This is a genomic window from Streptomyces sp. NPDC020742, from assembly GCF_040641675.1.
Lineage (GTDB): Bacteria > Actinomycetota > Actinomycetes > Streptomycetales > Streptomycetaceae > Streptomyces.
The window spans coordinates 197,516-212,185 of the sequence record NZ_JBFAEA010000001.1; the positions used below are offsets into that span (position 1 = coordinate 197,516).

At 71.9% G+C, this 14,670-nt stretch carries 12 protein-coding genes; 5 read left to right on the top strand and 7 right to left on the bottom strand.

Going from position 1 to position 14,670, the window contains the following annotated elements; all coding sequences use genetic code 11:
* The first annotated feature begins 8 nt into the window (after positions 1 to 8).
* Complete coding sequence (locus tag AB0G84_RS00775) at positions 9 to 353, top strand: hypothetical protein (protein ID WP_361313516.1); 345 nt, start codon at positions 9 to 11, stop codon at positions 351 to 353.
* 110 nt (positions 354 to 463) lie between these two features.
* Here AB0G84_RS00775 and AB0G84_RS00780 read toward each other — a convergent pair whose 3' ends face one another.
* Positions 464 to 1,486, bottom strand: coding sequence for a hypothetical protein (locus AB0G84_RS00780; protein ID WP_361313519.1), 1,023 nt, complete (start codon positions 1,484 to 1,486; stop codon positions 464 to 466).
* A 122-nt stretch (positions 1,487 to 1,608) separates the two neighbouring features.
* The gene (gene pepN, locus AB0G84_RS00785; RefSeq protein ID WP_361313522.1) at positions 1,609 to 4,197 is read right to left on the bottom strand and encodes an aminopeptidase N; all 2,589 of its coding nucleotides are present in this window, start codon (positions 4,195 to 4,197) and stop codon (positions 1,609 to 1,611) included.
* A gap of 133 nt (positions 4,198 to 4,330) precedes the next feature.
* Between pepN and AB0G84_RS00790 the strand changes: the two genes are divergently transcribed.
* On the top strand, positions 4,331 to 4,975 hold the full coding sequence (locus tag AB0G84_RS00790; protein ID WP_361313525.1) for a DsbA family protein: 645 nt from the start codon (positions 4,331 to 4,333) through the stop codon (positions 4,973 to 4,975).
* Between the two features lie 124 nt (positions 4,976 to 5,099).
* Here the strand turns inward: AB0G84_RS00790 and AB0G84_RS00795 are convergent, their stop codons facing one another.
* The 3 genes from AB0G84_RS00795 to AB0G84_RS00805 all read right to left on the bottom strand — a co-directional run bounded on the left by AB0G84_RS00795 (position 5,100) and on the right by AB0G84_RS00805 (position 9,163).
* On the bottom strand, positions 5,100 to 5,741 hold the full coding sequence (locus AB0G84_RS00795) for a superoxide dismutase (protein WP_361313528.1): 642 nt from the start codon (positions 5,739 to 5,741) through the stop codon (positions 5,100 to 5,102).
* 177 nt (positions 5,742 to 5,918) lie between these two features.
* A complete protein-coding gene (locus AB0G84_RS00800; RefSeq protein WP_361313531.1) occupies positions 5,919 to 7,361 on the bottom strand; it encodes an amino acid permease in 1,443 nt (480 codons plus the stop codon).
* A gap of 374 nt (positions 7,362 to 7,735) precedes the next feature.
* The gene (locus AB0G84_RS00805) at positions 7,736 to 9,163 is read right to left on the bottom strand and encodes an amino acid permease (RefSeq protein ID WP_361313534.1); all 1,428 of its coding nucleotides are present in this window, start codon (positions 9,161 to 9,163) and stop codon (positions 7,736 to 7,738) included.
* Between the two features lie 335 nt (positions 9,164 to 9,498).
* Between AB0G84_RS00805 and AB0G84_RS00810 the strand changes: the two genes are divergently transcribed.
* Positions 9,499 to 10,098: a biotin transporter BioY gene (locus AB0G84_RS00810; RefSeq protein ID WP_361313537.1), complete on the top strand. Its 600-nt coding sequence runs from the start codon at positions 9,499 to 9,501 to the stop codon at positions 10,096 to 10,098.
* 76 nt (positions 10,099 to 10,174) lie between these two features.
* Here AB0G84_RS00810 and AB0G84_RS00815 read toward each other — a convergent pair whose 3' ends face one another.
* Positions 10,175 to 11,695, bottom strand: a complete 1,521-nt coding sequence (locus AB0G84_RS00815; RefSeq protein WP_361313540.1) for an amino acid permease — start codon at positions 11,693 to 11,695, stop codon at positions 10,175 to 10,177.
* A 212-nt stretch (positions 11,696 to 11,907) separates the two neighbouring features.
* Between AB0G84_RS00815 and AB0G84_RS00820 the strand changes: the two genes are divergently transcribed.
* Positions 11,908 to 12,393 carry a ribose-5-phosphate isomerase gene (locus tag AB0G84_RS00820; RefSeq protein ID WP_361313542.1) on the top strand — a complete coding sequence of 162 codons (486 nt, stop codon included), beginning with the start codon at positions 11,908 to 11,910 and terminating at the stop codon, positions 12,391 to 12,393.
* A gap of 74 nt (positions 12,394 to 12,467) precedes the next feature.
* Positions 12,468 to 13,289 carry a DNA-formamidopyrimidine glycosylase family protein gene (locus AB0G84_RS00825; protein WP_361313545.1) on the top strand — a complete coding sequence of 274 codons (822 nt, stop codon included), beginning with the start codon at positions 12,468 to 12,470 and terminating at the stop codon, positions 13,287 to 13,289.
* Positions 13,290 to 13,357: 68 nt separating this feature from the next.
* Here AB0G84_RS00825 and AB0G84_RS00830 read toward each other — a convergent pair whose 3' ends face one another.
* A complete protein-coding gene (locus tag AB0G84_RS00830) occupies positions 13,358 to 14,587 on the bottom strand; it encodes a GNAT family N-acetyltransferase (RefSeq protein ID WP_361313547.1) in 1,230 nt (409 codons plus the stop codon).
* Positions 14,588 to 14,670 lie beyond the last annotated feature (83 nt).

The window sequence follows — 14,670 nt, forward strand, 5'->3', positions numbered from 1 at the left end:
GGGCTGAGGTGATAAAGCTGTTCGCGTTGCTCGGCCTGTGCGGTCTCGCGGCGTACGGGAAGGCCGACGACGCGCACACCGCCGCGGAGTGGGCGCACTGCGGGGACCTGCCGCTGACCTGGCAGGTCTACCTGAGCGCCTACGGCTCGCTGGCCTGCGGGGTTCTCACGCTCGCGGTGTTCTGGTGGCACGTCCGGGTGGCTCGGCGGCACGGCACCTGGGTGGGCCAGGGCTGGCAGGGAAGGCTGGCGCTGGCCGCCCTCACGCTGGACGTCCCGCTGCTGGCCCGCCAGCTCTTCGTGGTCTGGTACCTCTACCGGCCGGCGCCGGGCGGGCCGATCAGCTGTGTCTAGGCGGCCGTGTTTAGGCGACGTGGCCCGGCAGGGAGGTGCACGACGAGGCCACCGCGCAAGGGGCCGCGACCTCGTCACTTCTTCCGCGCCCGGCACCCGCACCGGCCGCACTAGCGCGGCAGCACCACCACATATGCGCTCGGCTCCCGGTCCGGTGCTGCCATCAGGGCGGTGCGGACCACCGCGGCCTGCTGTTCGGGGGCCTCGCGCAGGGTGCGGGGCAGGCAGCGGACCACGGTGATGCCCAGCCGCTCCAGGTGCTCCCGCTTGTGGTCGAAGGCCGAGTGCAGCGGGTCCTCCTCGGGGCGCGGCGCGCGGGTGTCGATCTCCAGGGCCACCCCGTGCTCCGGCCAGAAGGCGTCCACCCCGCCCAGCTGCGGCCCGCCCGGCAGCCGCAGGTCGACGTTCCACAGCGGTTCGGGCAGTCCGTGCCCGCGCACCACCGCGTACAGCCGCTGCTCGGCCAGCGCCCGGCCCTCGGCGAGCAGGGTGTCGACCGCGTCCACCACGTGCGGCCGGGTCAGCAGCCGGGCCCGGCTCAGCTCCCGTACCGCCGCGGCCGCCTCGCAGTGCCCGCCGCGCACCGCCTCGGTCAGCAGCCGGCGCACCGCCGAGGCGTCGGTGAGCCCGGCGACCGCGTCCGCCAGCGCGCGCGGGACCGGCGCGGTCAGCACCCCGGTGATCTCCTGCGGTGCCGGTAGGTCCACCGCCCGGACGATCTGCGCGAAGCCCGTCGAGCGCAGCCGCCGGGTGCGGGCGACCAGCACCTCGATGCGGGCCAGGCCGAGCAGCGGCGGCGCCTCGGTGAAGCCGTGCAGGGCGAGCGCCGCCAGACCGGTGATCATGGCGGCCGGGGGCTCGCCGGACGGGCCGGTCTGCTGCGGCACGGTCGTGCCCCGGTGGGCGGCGTACAGCAGCACCGCATGCAGCCGCTCCTCGCTGGTGGGCGCCCCGGGGTGGAGCAGATAGACGCCGGGCAGCACCTGTTGCCAGCAGCCGCCGGGGCGGCAGCGTTCGGTGAGCTCCGCGGCCGGGACGCCGTGCTCTCGCAGCTGACGCGTCGTCAAAACGCGGCTGCGCAGGCCGGAGAGGTGGTGGAGGGGGAGCGGGGAGAGCGGGGTGTCGTGGTTCATGCCGTGGCGATTCCCGCGCCCACTCCGCCCCCTAACCGCTGTTACACGCCCGTACCGCAACCCGGACAATTCTGGGCTAAAGTACGGGCGTTCGACTGCCGAAAGGGCTGGTCGCGCAGGGGTTACGGCCGCGCACCGGCCCCCGCGTCACAAGCCTGTGCCCGCAGTGCGCGGGCGAGGTCGTCCCGCTCTTCCAGCACCAGCCGGCGCAGCGCGGGCGCCGCCTGCGGGTGCTCGGCCAGCCAGGCGTCCGTGGCGTCCAGCGTGGACTGCTCCACTAGCCACGCGGGGAACAGCCCGCGCACCACCGACATCGCGATCTCGATCGACCGCTCCTGCCACACCCGCTCGATCGCCGCGAAGTAGCGCGGGGCGAACGGCGCCAGCAGCTCCCGCTGCCCGGTCTGCGCGAACCCGGCGATCGTCGCCTCCACCAGGGCGTTGGAGAGCGCGTCGGACTCGACCACATCGGCCCAGGCCCGCTCCTTGACCTCGGCCGAGGGCCGGGCCGCCAGACAGCGCACCTGGTAGCGCTTGCCGGAGGCGGTGTCGTCGCGGGCCAGCTCCTCGTCCACCGCCGCCTCGCCGGCGGCGCCGTGTGCGACCAGCGGCTCCAGCAGCGCCCAGCGCAGCTCCTGGTCCACCTCCAGGCCGTCGATCTTCGCGGTGCCGTCCAGCAGGCCCCCCAGCAGCTGCAGATCGGCCGGGGTGGCGGCGATCGCGGCGAAGTGCCGGGCCCAGGTGAGCTGGTGGCCGCTGCCGGGCGCGGCCAGCCGCAGCTCGTGCCGGGCGCCCTCGGCCAGTTCGCGGGCGGCGAGCTCCTGGCGGTCCGGCGCGGAGTAGAACTCCAGGGCCGTCTGTGCCTGGCCGTGCAGCGACTGCAGGACGCCGATGTCGGTCTCGTGGCCGGCGAACCGCCGCACCAGGTCGAGGTAGTCCCGGGCCGGCATCAGCCCGTCGCGGGTCAGCCCCCACAGCGCGGCCCAGCACAGCGCCCGCGCCATCGGGTCGGTCAGGTCGCCCAGCCGGGCCCGCAGGGTGGCCAGCGACCCCTCGTCGAACCGGACCTTGCAGTACGTCAGGTCATCGTCGTTGACCAGGATCAGCTCCGGCCGCTCCCGACCGGCCAGCTCCGGCACCACCGTCCGCGGCCCCGCCACGTCCACCTCGGCGCGGGCGTAGCGCACCAGCGCCTCGTCCGCGTTCTCACGCCGGTAGAGCCCCACCGCGACCCGGTGCGGCCGCAGCTCGGGGTGCTCGGGCGCGGCCTCCTGGAGGATGCTCAGCTCGGTGATCCGGTCCTGGGCGTCGTAGGTGGCCTGCGGGGTCAGGGAGTTGACCCCGGCCGTCTCCAGCCAGGACCGCGACCAGGCCGCCAGGTCCCGCCCGGAGGTCTCCTCCAGCACCGCCAGCAGGTCCGTGAGCCGGGTGTTGCCGTAGGCGTGCCGCTTGAAGTAGCGCCGGGCGCCCTCCAGGAACGCCTCCTGTCCCACGTACGCCACCAGCTGCTTGAGCACCGCGGCGCCCTTGGCGTAGGTGATGCCGTCGAAGTTGAGCTTGGCGTCCTCCAGGTCCCGGATGTCGGCGGTGACCGGGTGGGTGGAGGGCAGCTGGTCGGCGCGGTAGGCCCAGGCCTTGCGGCGGCCTGCGAAGGTGATCCAGCCGTTGCTGAACCGGGTCGCCTCCACCTGTGCGAAGGCGCCCATGAAGTCCGCGTAGGACTCCTTCAGCCACAGGTCGTCCCACCACTGCATGGTCACCAGGTCGCCGAACCACATGTGCGCCATCTCGTGCAGGATGACGTTGGCCCGGCGCTCGTAGGACGCTTCGGTGACCTTGCCGCGGAAGATGAACTCCTCGCGGAAGGTGACACAGCCCGGGTTCTCCATCGCCCCGAGGTTGTACTCCGGCACGAAGGCGGTGTCGTACTTCCCGAAGGGGTAGGGGAAGTCGAAGTGGTCGTGGAAGAAGTCCAGGCCCTGCTTGGTGACGGTGAAGACGTCGTCCGCGTCGAAGTGCTTGGCCAGCCCCTTGCGGCACAGCGCGCCCAGCGGGACCTCCAGCTCGGTGCCGTCCTCGAAAGTGCGGTGGTAGCGGTCGGAGACGTAGTGGTACGGGCCGGCGACCACGGCGGTGATGTACGTGGAGATCGGCTGCGTCGTCGCGAACCGGTGCCGGCCCTGCTCGTCCGCGCCCTCCCCGGCGCCGTTGCTGAGCACCACCCAGCCCTCGGGCGCGGTCACCTCGAAGGTGAACGGGGCCTTGAGGTCGGGCTGTTCGAAGTTCGCGAAGACCCGCCGGGCGTCGGCCGGCTCGTACTGCGTGTAGAGGTAGACCTCGCCGTCCTCGGGGTCCACGAAGCGGTGCAGGCCCTCGCCGGTACGGCTGTAGGCGCACTGCGCGTCGACGACCAGGGTGTTCTCGGCGGCCAGGCCGTCCAGCGCGATCCGGGTGCCGTCGAAGACCACGGCGGGATCCAGCTCCCGGCCGTTGAGCGTGACGGAGGTGACCTCGGGCGCCAGGAGGTCCGCGAAGGTCGAGGCACCGGGCTCCGTGCAGCGGAAACGGATGGCCGTACGCGACCGGAAGGTGGCCGCTTCCGACCCCTGCGCGACCGCTGAGCGGACATCGAGCGCCACGTCGTAGGCCTCGACGTTCAGCAGCCGGCCCCGCTGACGTGCCTCGTCCCGGGACAGATTCTCACCTGGCACCACGTGACTCCCTCGTCCTCGCCTCGGATATCGAACACGGGGAATCATGGCACGCCCGCCGGCTGTTGAACCTTTTACGTCCCACCACGTCCGAGAACCGACGCAGCACCGCTCTCATGAGGAGACAGCAACCGTGCCCGAGACCGCGAAGACCCCGGCAGACTTCTGGTTCGACCCCCTGTGCCCCTGGGCCTGGATGACCTCCCGCTGGATGCTGGAGGTGGAGAAGGTGCGCCCGGTAGAGGTGCGCTGGCATGTGATGAGCCTGGCGGTCCTCAACGAGGACAAGCTCGACCAGCTGCCGGAGCAGTACCGCGAGAACATGCGCCCCGGCGGCAAGGCCTGGGGCCCGGTCCGGGTGGTGATCGCCGCCCAGCAGCTGCACGGCGACGAGGTTGTCGGCAGGCTCTACACCGCGCTCGGCACCCGTATCCACAACGAGGGCCTCGGCGTGAACCCCGAGAGCATCGCCGCCGCGCTCAGCGACGCGGGCCTGCCCGCCGAGCTGATCGAGTACGCCGACAAGGACACCTACGACGCCGAGCTGCGCGCCTCCCACAAGGAGGGCATCGACCTGGTCGGCCAGGAGGTCGGCACCCCGGTCATCGCGGTCCCCGGCTCCGACGGCGACCAGATCGCCTTCTTCGGCCCGGTCGTCACCCCCGCCCCCAAGGGCGAGGAGGCCGCCAAGCTCTGGGACGGCACGCTGATGGTGGCGTCCATCCCCGGCTTCTACGAGATCAAGCGGACCCGGACGCAGGGCCCGCTCTTCGACTGAGCCCGGCCGTCCGGCACCCATGGGAGCGCCCCCGCACGTATCGGACGTGCGGGGGCGCTCCTTTCTTCCGCCTGCCCGGTGAAGGGTGAGAAGACGATCACGAGGCAGGACGTCTGCGGCGGTGTTACGGGGCCAGCAGCAGGTTGTTGGCGCGCTCCTTGGCGGCCGTGTACCGCTTGGCCACGTCCTGCCAGTTGACGACCTTCCACATGGCCTCGATGAAGTCCACCTTCTGGTTCTTGTACTGCAGGTAGAAGGCGTGCTCCCAGGCGTCGAAGACCAGGATCGGCACCGAGCCCTGGCCGACGTTGCCCTGGTGGTCGTAGATCTGCTCGACGATCAGCCGGCCGGTGACGGGCTCGTAGGCCAGCACGCCCCAGCCGGAGCCCTGGGTGGTGGCCGACGCCTTCGTCAGCTGGGCCTTGAACTTCTGGAAGGAGCCGAAGGACTCGGCGAGGGCATCGGCCAGCTCGCCCACCCCGTCCTTCTCCAGCGGCTCACCGCCGCCGTCGCCGGTCATGTTGTGCCAGTAGATGCTGTGCAGGATGTGGCCGGAGAGGTGGAACGCGAGGTTCTTCTCCAGGCCGTTGATGCTGCCCCACTGGTCCTTGTCACGGGCCTCGGCGAGCTGCTCCAGGGTGTCGTTCGCGCCCTTCACATAGGCCGCGTGGTGCTTGTCGTGGTGCAGCTCGATGATCTCGGGGCTGATGACCGGGGCCAGCGCCGAGTAGTCGTAGGGGAGTTCCGGAAGTGTGTAGGTCGCCATGCCGATCCCGCCTCCAAGCTGCGCATTCGCAGTAATTGCAATCGATGTGCAAGAGCACGCTACCAGCAGCAGGGATCATCGGCCGGTTATGGGCTGGAGCCTGGTCCCAAAGACGTAAGGCGGGGCGGGACCTCGGAAGGAGGTCCCGCCCCGCCTTACGGAGAGGTCAGGTGGGCGCTACTGCCCGGGCGTCCCGGCGCCCTTGCCCAGCATCCGCTGCCGCGCCAGCCCGATCACGGCCAGCACCACCCCGAACCCGCCGGTGAACAGCAGCTGGATGCGCTGGTTCTCGTCCCGCAGCATCAGCAGCAGCACCCCGACGATGCCGATCAGCGCCACCACGGTCAGTACCGGGAAGGCCCACATCTTCACCACGAGCTTCTCCGGAGCCGTACGCTCCAGCTGGCGCCGCATCCGCAGCTGGGCCACCGCGATGAACCCCCACACCACCAGGACGGCCGCGCCGACCATGTTCAGCAGCCACTGGAAGAGCGTGTCGGGCCACCAGAAGCTGAGCAGCACCGCCACGAAGCCGAAGGCCGCGCACATCAGCACCGCCCGGCGCGGCACGCCGCCGCTGACCTTGCCCAGGAAGGCCGGTCCCTGGCCGCGGGAGATCAGCGAGTACGCCATCCGCGAGGCGCCGTAGATGTTGGCGTTCACCGCGGAGAGCAGCGCCACCAGGATGACCACGTTCATGATCTGGCCGGCCGCCGGGATCTTCAGGTAGTCGAGCACCGCCACGTACGGGCCGGACTTGGCGATCGACGGGGCGCTCCAGGGGATCACGGTGACGATCACGGCCATCGAGCCGACGTAGAACAGGGCGATCCGCCACATCGCGGTGCGCACCGCGCTCGCCACCCCGCGCACCGGGTCCTTCGACTCGGCGGCCGCGATGGTCACCGTCTCCAGACCGCCGTACGCGAACACCGACGCCAGCAGACCGACCATCAGGCCGTCCACGCCCTTGGGCAGGAACCCGCCGTCGCCGGTGAGGTGTGAGGTGCCGGGCGCGGAGGTGCCGGGGAGCACGCCGAGGATGGCCAGCACGCCCAGGACCAGGAAGATGCCGATCGCCGCGACCTTCAGGGCGGCGAACCAGAACTCGAACTCACCGAAGTTGGAGACCGCGGTCAGGTTCGTGCCGGTGAAGACCACCATGAACAGCAGCACCCACATCCAGGGCTCGGTGCCCGGGAACCACTGGTGCATCACATCCGCGGCACCCAGCGCCTCGGCGGCTACCGCCACACACAGCAGCGCGGTGAACATCCAGCCCACGGTGAAACCGGCCCAGGAGCCGATGGAGCGCTCGGCGTGCACGGAGAAGGAGCCGGAGGCCGGGTTGGCCGCGGCCATCTCGCCGAGCATCCGCATGATCAGCATGACCAGCGCGCCGGAGACGGCGTAGGCCAGCACGATCGACGGGCCGGCCGCGGCGATGCCCTCCCGCGAGCCCACGAACAGGCCCGCGCCGATCACCCCGCCCAGCGCGATCATCGACAGATGGCGCTGCTTGAGGCCGTTGGACAGCGAGGGGCCACTATCGGGGCCGGCGCCGTGCAGCGCGCTGGTCTGCTCGTGCGCGGCTGCGGCGGACGAGGGTGTCCGATTCATGTCGTACCTGTCCCAGTAGGTGAGAGCGGAGCAAGGCGTTACTGCGTTCTCCCGGAACCGCGACCGGTGCGGCGGTGCCACCAGCCCCCCGGACCCCTGCCGGGGCCTCGGGTTGCGCTGGGCTGCCGACGGCGCAACTCCGGGGTCCTCGGCAAAGCTGGCCCAGTGTCGGTGTGGGTGTCCGCTCAGGGCAACAGTCGTGCAGCAGATGTTCGGTATTCAGACGCGATCGTCACCGAGCGTGCCTGAATCATCGTCGATTACGACGCGGTGTGACGTCCGTCTCTCCGGGGTGGCCCGTCCGCCGGCGGATCGGCCGGCCTGCGACGTGGTTGCGGGACCACGGGATCCGGTCCGGCCCGCCGGCGGGCGGCTCAGCCCGCCGCGTCGGCCGTCCGGCCCCGGCGGGCCCGCAACTCCCGTACGCCGGCCACCAGCAGCACCGCGCCGGTCGCCCCGGCCGACCACAGCAGCTGGGGGCGGGCCCCGTCATCGGTCAGCATCAGCACGATCACCGCGGCCATCGCCACCAGCGCGGCCCAGGTCAGATAGGGGAACGCCCACATCCGCAGCACCAGCTTCGCGGGCGCCTCGCGCTCGATGCGCGGTCGCAGCCGCAGCTGGGACACCGCGATCAGGCCCCAGACGAACAGCAGCACCGCGCCGACCGCATTGAGCATGTAGAGGAAGACCGAATCCGGCCACTTCAGATTCAGCAGCACCGAGACGAAGCCGAACGCCACCGAGGCCAGCACCGCCCGGCGCGGCACCCCGCCGTCCGACACCCGCAACAGCGCCCGCGGCGCCTCGCCCCGCTCGGCCAGCGAGAAGACCATCCGCGACGAGCCGTAGAGATTGGCGTTGAGCGCCGACAGCAGCGCCACGAACACCACGATGTTCATGATCTGCCCGGCACCCGGCACCCCGATGCTGTCCAGCACCGCCACGTACGGGCTCTGCCCCGGCCGCAGCGCATTCCACGGCAGCAGCGCCACGATCACCAGCATCGAGCCGACGTAGAAGAACAGGATCCGCCACACCGCGCTGCGCACCGCCCGACCCACCGCGCGCGCCGGGTCGTCCGACTCGGCCGCCGCGATGGTGACGACCTCCAGGCCGCCGAAGGCGAACACCACGGCCAGCACACCGGAGACCACCCCGGCCCAGCCGTGCGGGAGGAACCCGCCGTGCCCGGTGAGGTTGGTCAGCCCGACCGGCGCGGTGTCCGGCAGCACTCCGCAGATCGCCAGCACGCTCAGCGCCAGGAACAGCACGATCGCGGTGACCTTCAGCGTGGCGAACCAGAACTCGAACTCGCCGAAGTTCTTCACCGCCGCCAGGTTGGCCACCGTGAACACGGTCATGAAGAGCAGCACCCAGCCCCACTGCGGCACCGCGGGCACCCAGCCGGACGCGATCTGCGCCGCGCCGGTGGCCTCCACGGCCAGCACCACCACCAGCAGGAACCAGTACAGCCAGCCGACGCTGAACCCGGCCCAGCGGCCCAGCGCCCGCTCCGCATGCACCGAGAACGCGCCGGAGGCCGGCATCGCCGCGGACATCTCGCCGAGCATCCGCATGATCAGCATCGCCAGCGCGCCCGCGATCAGATACGACAGCACGATGCCGGGACCGGCCACCGAGATCCCCGCGCCGGACCCCACGAACAGGCCCGCGCCGATCACCCCGCCCAGGCCCAGCATGGTCAGATGGCGCTGCTTGAGCCCACCGGACAGCGGCTCCTTCTCGCCGGAGCCCTCGCCGAGCGGGGGCCGTTCGGCAGTGGTCGATATGTCGTGCATGGGTGTGTGACTCTCACCAGGGGAGGGGCGGGCGGGACCGCAGGGAGTTTGGGGGAACTCCACAGGTCGCCGCGGGGCGGGACCCAGTGTCACCGCACCGTGCGCGCTACCACAAAACCGACGTCTTGGAGTGGCCCCGGCCGTGATGAGCATCACGTGACCTGCGAAGACGCCGCTCACCCCGTCAACGCCTGGCATTCGGCGCGATGTTCGGAACTCTCCAAGGCGGCGGGTGCGGCTTTGTCACCGCCACACGATGATCGTCTCGGGCTCCCTGGACTAACGTCATCGCGTCCCGACCCGTCCCGACCCTTCTCACACCTCGCGGAGTTCCGATGAGCACTGCCGCTGTCACCCCCACCGGTACGGTCCTGGCCGACCTGCTGCCGACCGCCTCGACCGCCACCCGCGCCCGCGTCCGCGACGCCGCGCTGGTGGTCGGCGGCGCCGCGCTCACCGGCATCGCGGCCCAGATGGCTGTCCCGGTCCCCGGCTCCCCGGTCCCGGTCACCGGTCAGACCTTCGCCGCCCTCCTGGTCGGCGCCTCGCTCGGCACCGGCCGCGGACTGCTCTCGCTCGCGCTCTACGCCCTGGCGGGCATGGCCGGGATGCCGTGGTTCGCCGGCGGCGCCTCCGGCACCGGCGGTGTCACCTTCGGCTACATCGTCGGCATGCTGCTCGCCTCCGGCCTGGTGGGCGCGCTCGCCCGCCGCGGCGGTGACCGCGGAGTGCTGCGCACCGCCGCCACCATGGCCGCCGGCACCGCCGTGATCTACGGCGTCGGCGTCCCCTACCTGGCGCTGAGCGGCGGGATGTCCCTGGGGCAGGCCGTTGCCGTGGGCATGGTCCCCTTCCTGGTCGGCGACGCCCTCAAGGCCGCGCTGGCGATGGGCGCGCTGCCCACCGCCTGGAAGCTGGCCGGCCGCCGCGGCTGAGACCACGGAGTAACGGGCCGGGCCCCGCACCCCTCGACAAGGGGGTGCGGGGCCCGGCCCGTTACGCGTCCGTCCGCTACGGCTTGTCCGCGGTCCCGGCCGCGACGGCCTCCGCGGTGCCCGCGCCGGCGACGGCCGACTTCTCCCGCGGCCGGCGCCGCTCCAGCACCAGCCCGACCGCCAGCACCACCACGGCCGCGACCACCGACAGCACCATCTGCTCCCGGCCGTCCGGGCTGTAGAACATGTAGCCCACCACGAAGACGATCAGCGCGATCGTGGCGTACGTCAGCCACGGGTACAGCCACATCCGCACCGTCAGCCGCTCCGGCGTCTCCCGCTCCAGCGTCCGGCGCATCCGCAGCTGCGAGAAGCAGATGACCAGCCAGACGAACAGCGCCACCGCGCCCGAGGAGTTCAGCAGGAACTGGAAGATGGTGTCCTTCGACGTGTAGCTGAAGATCGTCGCGATGAAGCCGAAGGCCACCGACGCCCCGATCGCCACCGCCGGCACCCCGCCCTTGTTGACGGTGGCGAACGACTTCGGCGCATCGCCCCGCTGACCGAGCGAGAACGCCATCCGGGAGGCGGTGTACAGCCCGGAGTTCAGACAGGACAGCACCGCGGTCAGCACCACGACGTCCATCACGGTGCCCGCGTACGGGATGTCCAGCGACTCCAGCACCGCCACGTACGGGCTCTTGAGCACCGCCGGGTCGTTCCACGGCAGCAGCGTCACGATCACCGCGATCGAGCCGATGTAGAACAGCGCGATCCGCCAGATCACGCTGTTGACGGCCTTGCGCACGGCCTGCACCGGGTTGGGCGACTCGCCGGCCGCCAGCGTGACGATCTCGCTGCCCATGAAGGAGAAGACCACCAGCAGCATGCCGGAGAGGATCGCGCCGGGACCGTGCGGCAGGAACCCGCCGTGCCCGGTCAGGTTGGCCAGCCCCGCGGCGTGGTCGCCCGGCGGCAGCCCGAAGATCGCCAGCGCGCCGACCACGATGAACACCACGATCGCCACGACCTTGATCCCGGCGAACCAGAACTCGAACTCGCCGAACGAGCCGACCGAGACCAGGTTCGTGCCGGTCAGCACGATCATCACCAGCAGCGCCCAGGCCCACTGTGGGACGGCCGGCACCCAGCCGGTGAGGATCGCCCCCGCGGCGGTCGCCTCGACCGCCAGCACCACCGACCAGAAGAACCAGTACAGCCAGCCGATGGTGAAGCCCGCCCAGCGGCCCAGCGCCCGGTCCGCATAGGCCGAGAACGACCCCGAGGCGGGCGAGGCCGCGGCCATCTCCCCGAGCATCCGCATCACCAGCACGACCAGCAGGCCGGTCAGGGCGTACGAGAGCAGGATGCCCGGGCCGGCGGCCGCGATCCCGGCGCCGGAGCCGACGAACAGGCCGGCCCCGATGACCCCGCCGATGGCGATCATCGACAGATGGCGGTTCTTCAGCCCGGCCTTGAGTCCGTCCGGTGACTGCCCGTGGGCGGGTCCGTGGCCGGGATCGCCGGCGGCGGGGACCGTTGCGGCGGTGGGGGTGCCCCCTGCTCGTTCGGAGCGCGGGGGAAGGTGCGCGCCCATGTGCACCGTCCTTAGTGGTTCGGGGGATGGGAACCTCCGCATTAGATCTTCGTTCACCCGTTGTTTGGAAGGTCTAGCGCCGGATTGTTGTGTGAAACACCGGGAAGTTACCTGCCTCACATACGTACGGAAGGCGGAGCCGCCCTTCCCTCCGGGAAGCGCGGGAAGACCCGGCGGCGCCTACCCGGTGCCTCGCGTGTCACACTCATCGCATGCGCGTGTACCTCGGCTCCGACCATGCCGGTTTTGAACTCAAGAACCACCTCGTCGAGTGGCTCAAGGCCCATGGCCACGACCCCGTCGACTGCGGCCCCCACATCTACGACGCCCAGGACGACTACCCCCCGTTCTGCCTGCGCGCCGCGGAGCGCACCGCCGCAGACCCGGACGGCCTCGGCATCGTGATCGGCGGCTCCGGCAACGGCGAGCAGATCGCCGCCAACAAGGTCAAGGGCGTCCGAGCCGCGCTGGCCTGGAGCGAGGAGACCGCCAAGCTCGGCCGCGAGCACAACAACGCCAACGTCATCTCCGTCGGCGGCCGGATGCACACCCAGGACGAGGCGACCCGGTTCATCGAGGTCTTCCTCGCCACCCCCTACTCCGGCGAGGAGCGGCACACCCGCCGCATCGAGATGCTCTCGGACTACGAGACCACCGGCGACCTCCCGCCCCTCCCGGCCCACCACCCGCAGGGCTGACCCGCACACACCACCGCCGCCCGTCCTCCCCGGCCACCGGGGTGGGCGGGCGCGCCCACGGGAGGACACCACCCATGCCCGAGGGGCACACGATCCACCGGCTCGCCCAGGACCACCGCTCCCGCTTCGCGGGCCGACGGGTCCGGGCCACCAGCCCGCAGGGCAAGTTCGCCGCCGGTGCGGAGCTGATCGACGCCCAGGTCATGACCGCCGCCGAGGCCCACGGCAAGCACCTCTTCCTCGGCTTCGGCCCGGACCGCTGGGTCCACGTCCACCTCGGCCTCTTCGGCAAGCTCGGCTTCGGCGCGGGCACCGCCCCGCCGCCCACCGACACCGTCCGGCTGCGCCTGGCCACCCCCGACGCCTACGCCGACCTCCGCGGCCCCACCGCCTGCGGGCTGCTCACCGACGCCGAGAAGCAGGCGATACACGACCGGCTCGGCCCCGACCCGCTGCGCCCCGAGGATGACGGAACCCGCGCCTGGCAGCGGATCTCCCGCAGCCGGACGACCATCGCGGCCCTGCTCCTCGACCAGAAGATCATCGCCGGCGTCGGCAACGTCTACCGCGCCGAGGTCCTCTTCCGCCACGGCATCGACCCTTACCTGCCCGGCCGCAGCCTCACCCGCGCCCAGTGGGACGCCCTCTGGGACGACCTGGTGTTCCTGATGGCCGAGGGCGTCCGCCACAACCGCATCGACACCGTACGGCCCGAGCACCTGCCCGAGGCCATGGGCCGCCCGCCCCGGGTCGACGACCACGGCGGCGAGGTCTACGTCTACCGCCGCGCCCAGCAGGCCTGCCACATCTGCGGCGCCGAGGTCCGCACCGCCGGCCTGGCCGCCCGCAACCTCTTCTGGTGCCCCGCCTGCCAGCCGGCCGCCGGCCCCCGCTGACCCCGGCCCGGCCCCCCACGCCCTGCGGCGCGCGGCCCCCGTGCCGCGTGCCCCGCGCCCCCGGCCGCTCAGAACCAGTGCGGCAGCCACGGCGCCACATCGGACCCGAAGGCCAGCGAGGCCGCCGCCAGCGCCCCCGGCCGCAGCTCCCGCACCCGGCCCGCCGCCGCCAGTGCCGACAGCGTGCACCCGCCCAGATAGGCCGACCCCAACTCCCTGACGGACAGCGCCAGATCGGCCCGGTCGCCGGTCCGCTCACAGTGCGCCCCGCGGTCGTCGCCGGACAGCCGCCACCGCCCCTCGTTCCACGGGCAGAAGGCGTCCGAGACCTCCAGCACCACCTCCACCGGCGTCCGGTACGTCCGCGCCGCCAGCGCCGCCCCCACCTCCACCGGCCGCACGAACAGCGCCTCCCGCATCCCGGCCCGGCACCGCCGGATGTCCCCCACCAGATGCAGCAGCGGATCGTCCACCGGCCTGCCGGTCACCGACACCGACGACGTCAGATCGATCCCGAACAGAAACCGCCACAGCGCGGTGTACACCACCGGATCCAGCGCCTCGATCCGCCGGACCTGCACCGTCCCGCACGAGCCGGCCGCATCGCGGTCCGGCCTGACCGCGAACCGCGCATACCCCCGCACTTCGCCGTCCACCTCGGCCACCACGCACTGGAGCACCCCGGCACCCTCCCGGTGCGCCGGTACGTCGAGCACCCCGACCCGCTCCCAGCCCGGCAGCCGGGCCAGCATCCCCGGTCGGCCCGGCACCAGCCGCGCATAGACCCGCTCACAGTCCGCCAGCGCGGCCACCGGATCCACCAGCCGCAGCCGCACCCCGTCCACCCCCGGCAGCTCCGGGGGCGCCAGCCGCACCGTGTCCACCGTCAGCTGCAACTCCTGCGTCGCCACGCCGTAGCCGAACCGCCCGTAGATCGCCGGCTCCGAGGCGGTCAGCCCCGCCAGCGCCTCCCCGCGCTCCCGCACGTCCGCCAGCTGACGTCGCATCATCGACCGCAGCAGCCCCCGCCTGCGGTGCGTCGGCTGCACACTGACCATCGTGACGCCGGCCATCGGCACCTCGGCCCCGCCCGGCACGGTCAGCCCGAACGAGAGCGCCCCCGCCGTCCCCACGCACTCCGCCCCGTCCCACACCCCGAGACAACGGTCGAACTCGGTGAGGCCACGCCGGACGGCGAGCTTCTCGGTGGCCTGGGGCAGCCCGCCGAAGGCCAGGTCCAGCCGGTCGGACCAGGTCTGCCACTCCGCTTCCCGCAACACCCGTAACTCGGTCGTCATACCCCATCCCTAGCAGCCGCCCTCCGGCCGCGCGACCGCATTTCGAACGGGGTTTCCCGGCAATTGGCCGGGGCTTCGTGCGG

Coding starts and splice junctions, on each gene's coding strand:
- AB0G84_RS00780 (WP_361313519.1), bottom strand. CDS start 1,486: ATGAACCACGACACCCCGCTCTCCCCGCTCCCCCTCCACCACCTCTCC.
- AB0G84_RS00795 (WP_361313528.1), bottom strand. CDS start 5,741: ATGGCGACCTACACACTTCCGGAACTCCCCTACGACTACTCGGCGCTG.
- AB0G84_RS00800 (WP_361313531.1), bottom strand. CDS start 7,361: ATGAATCGGACACCCTCGTCCGCCGCAGCCGCGCACGAGCAGACCAGC.
- AB0G84_RS00805 (WP_361313534.1), bottom strand. CDS start 9,163: ATGCACGACATATCGACCACTGCCGAACGGCCCCCGCTCGGCGAGGGC.
- AB0G84_RS00810 (WP_361313537.1), top strand. CDS start 9,499: ATGAGCACTGCCGCTGTCACCCCCACCGGTACGGTCCTGGCCGACCTG.
- AB0G84_RS00815 (WP_361313540.1), bottom strand. CDS start 11,695: ATGGGCGCGCACCTTCCCCCGCGCTCCGAACGAGCAGGGGGCACCCCC.
- AB0G84_RS00820 (WP_361313542.1), top strand. CDS start 11,908: ATGCGCGTGTACCTCGGCTCCGACCATGCCGGTTTTGAACTCAAGAAC.
- AB0G84_RS00825 (WP_361313545.1), top strand. CDS start 12,468: ATGCCCGAGGGGCACACGATCCACCGGCTCGCCCAGGACCACCGCTCC.
- AB0G84_RS00830 (WP_361313547.1), bottom strand. CDS start 14,587: ATGACGACCGAGTTACGGGTGTTGCGGGAAGCGGAGTGGCAGACCTGG.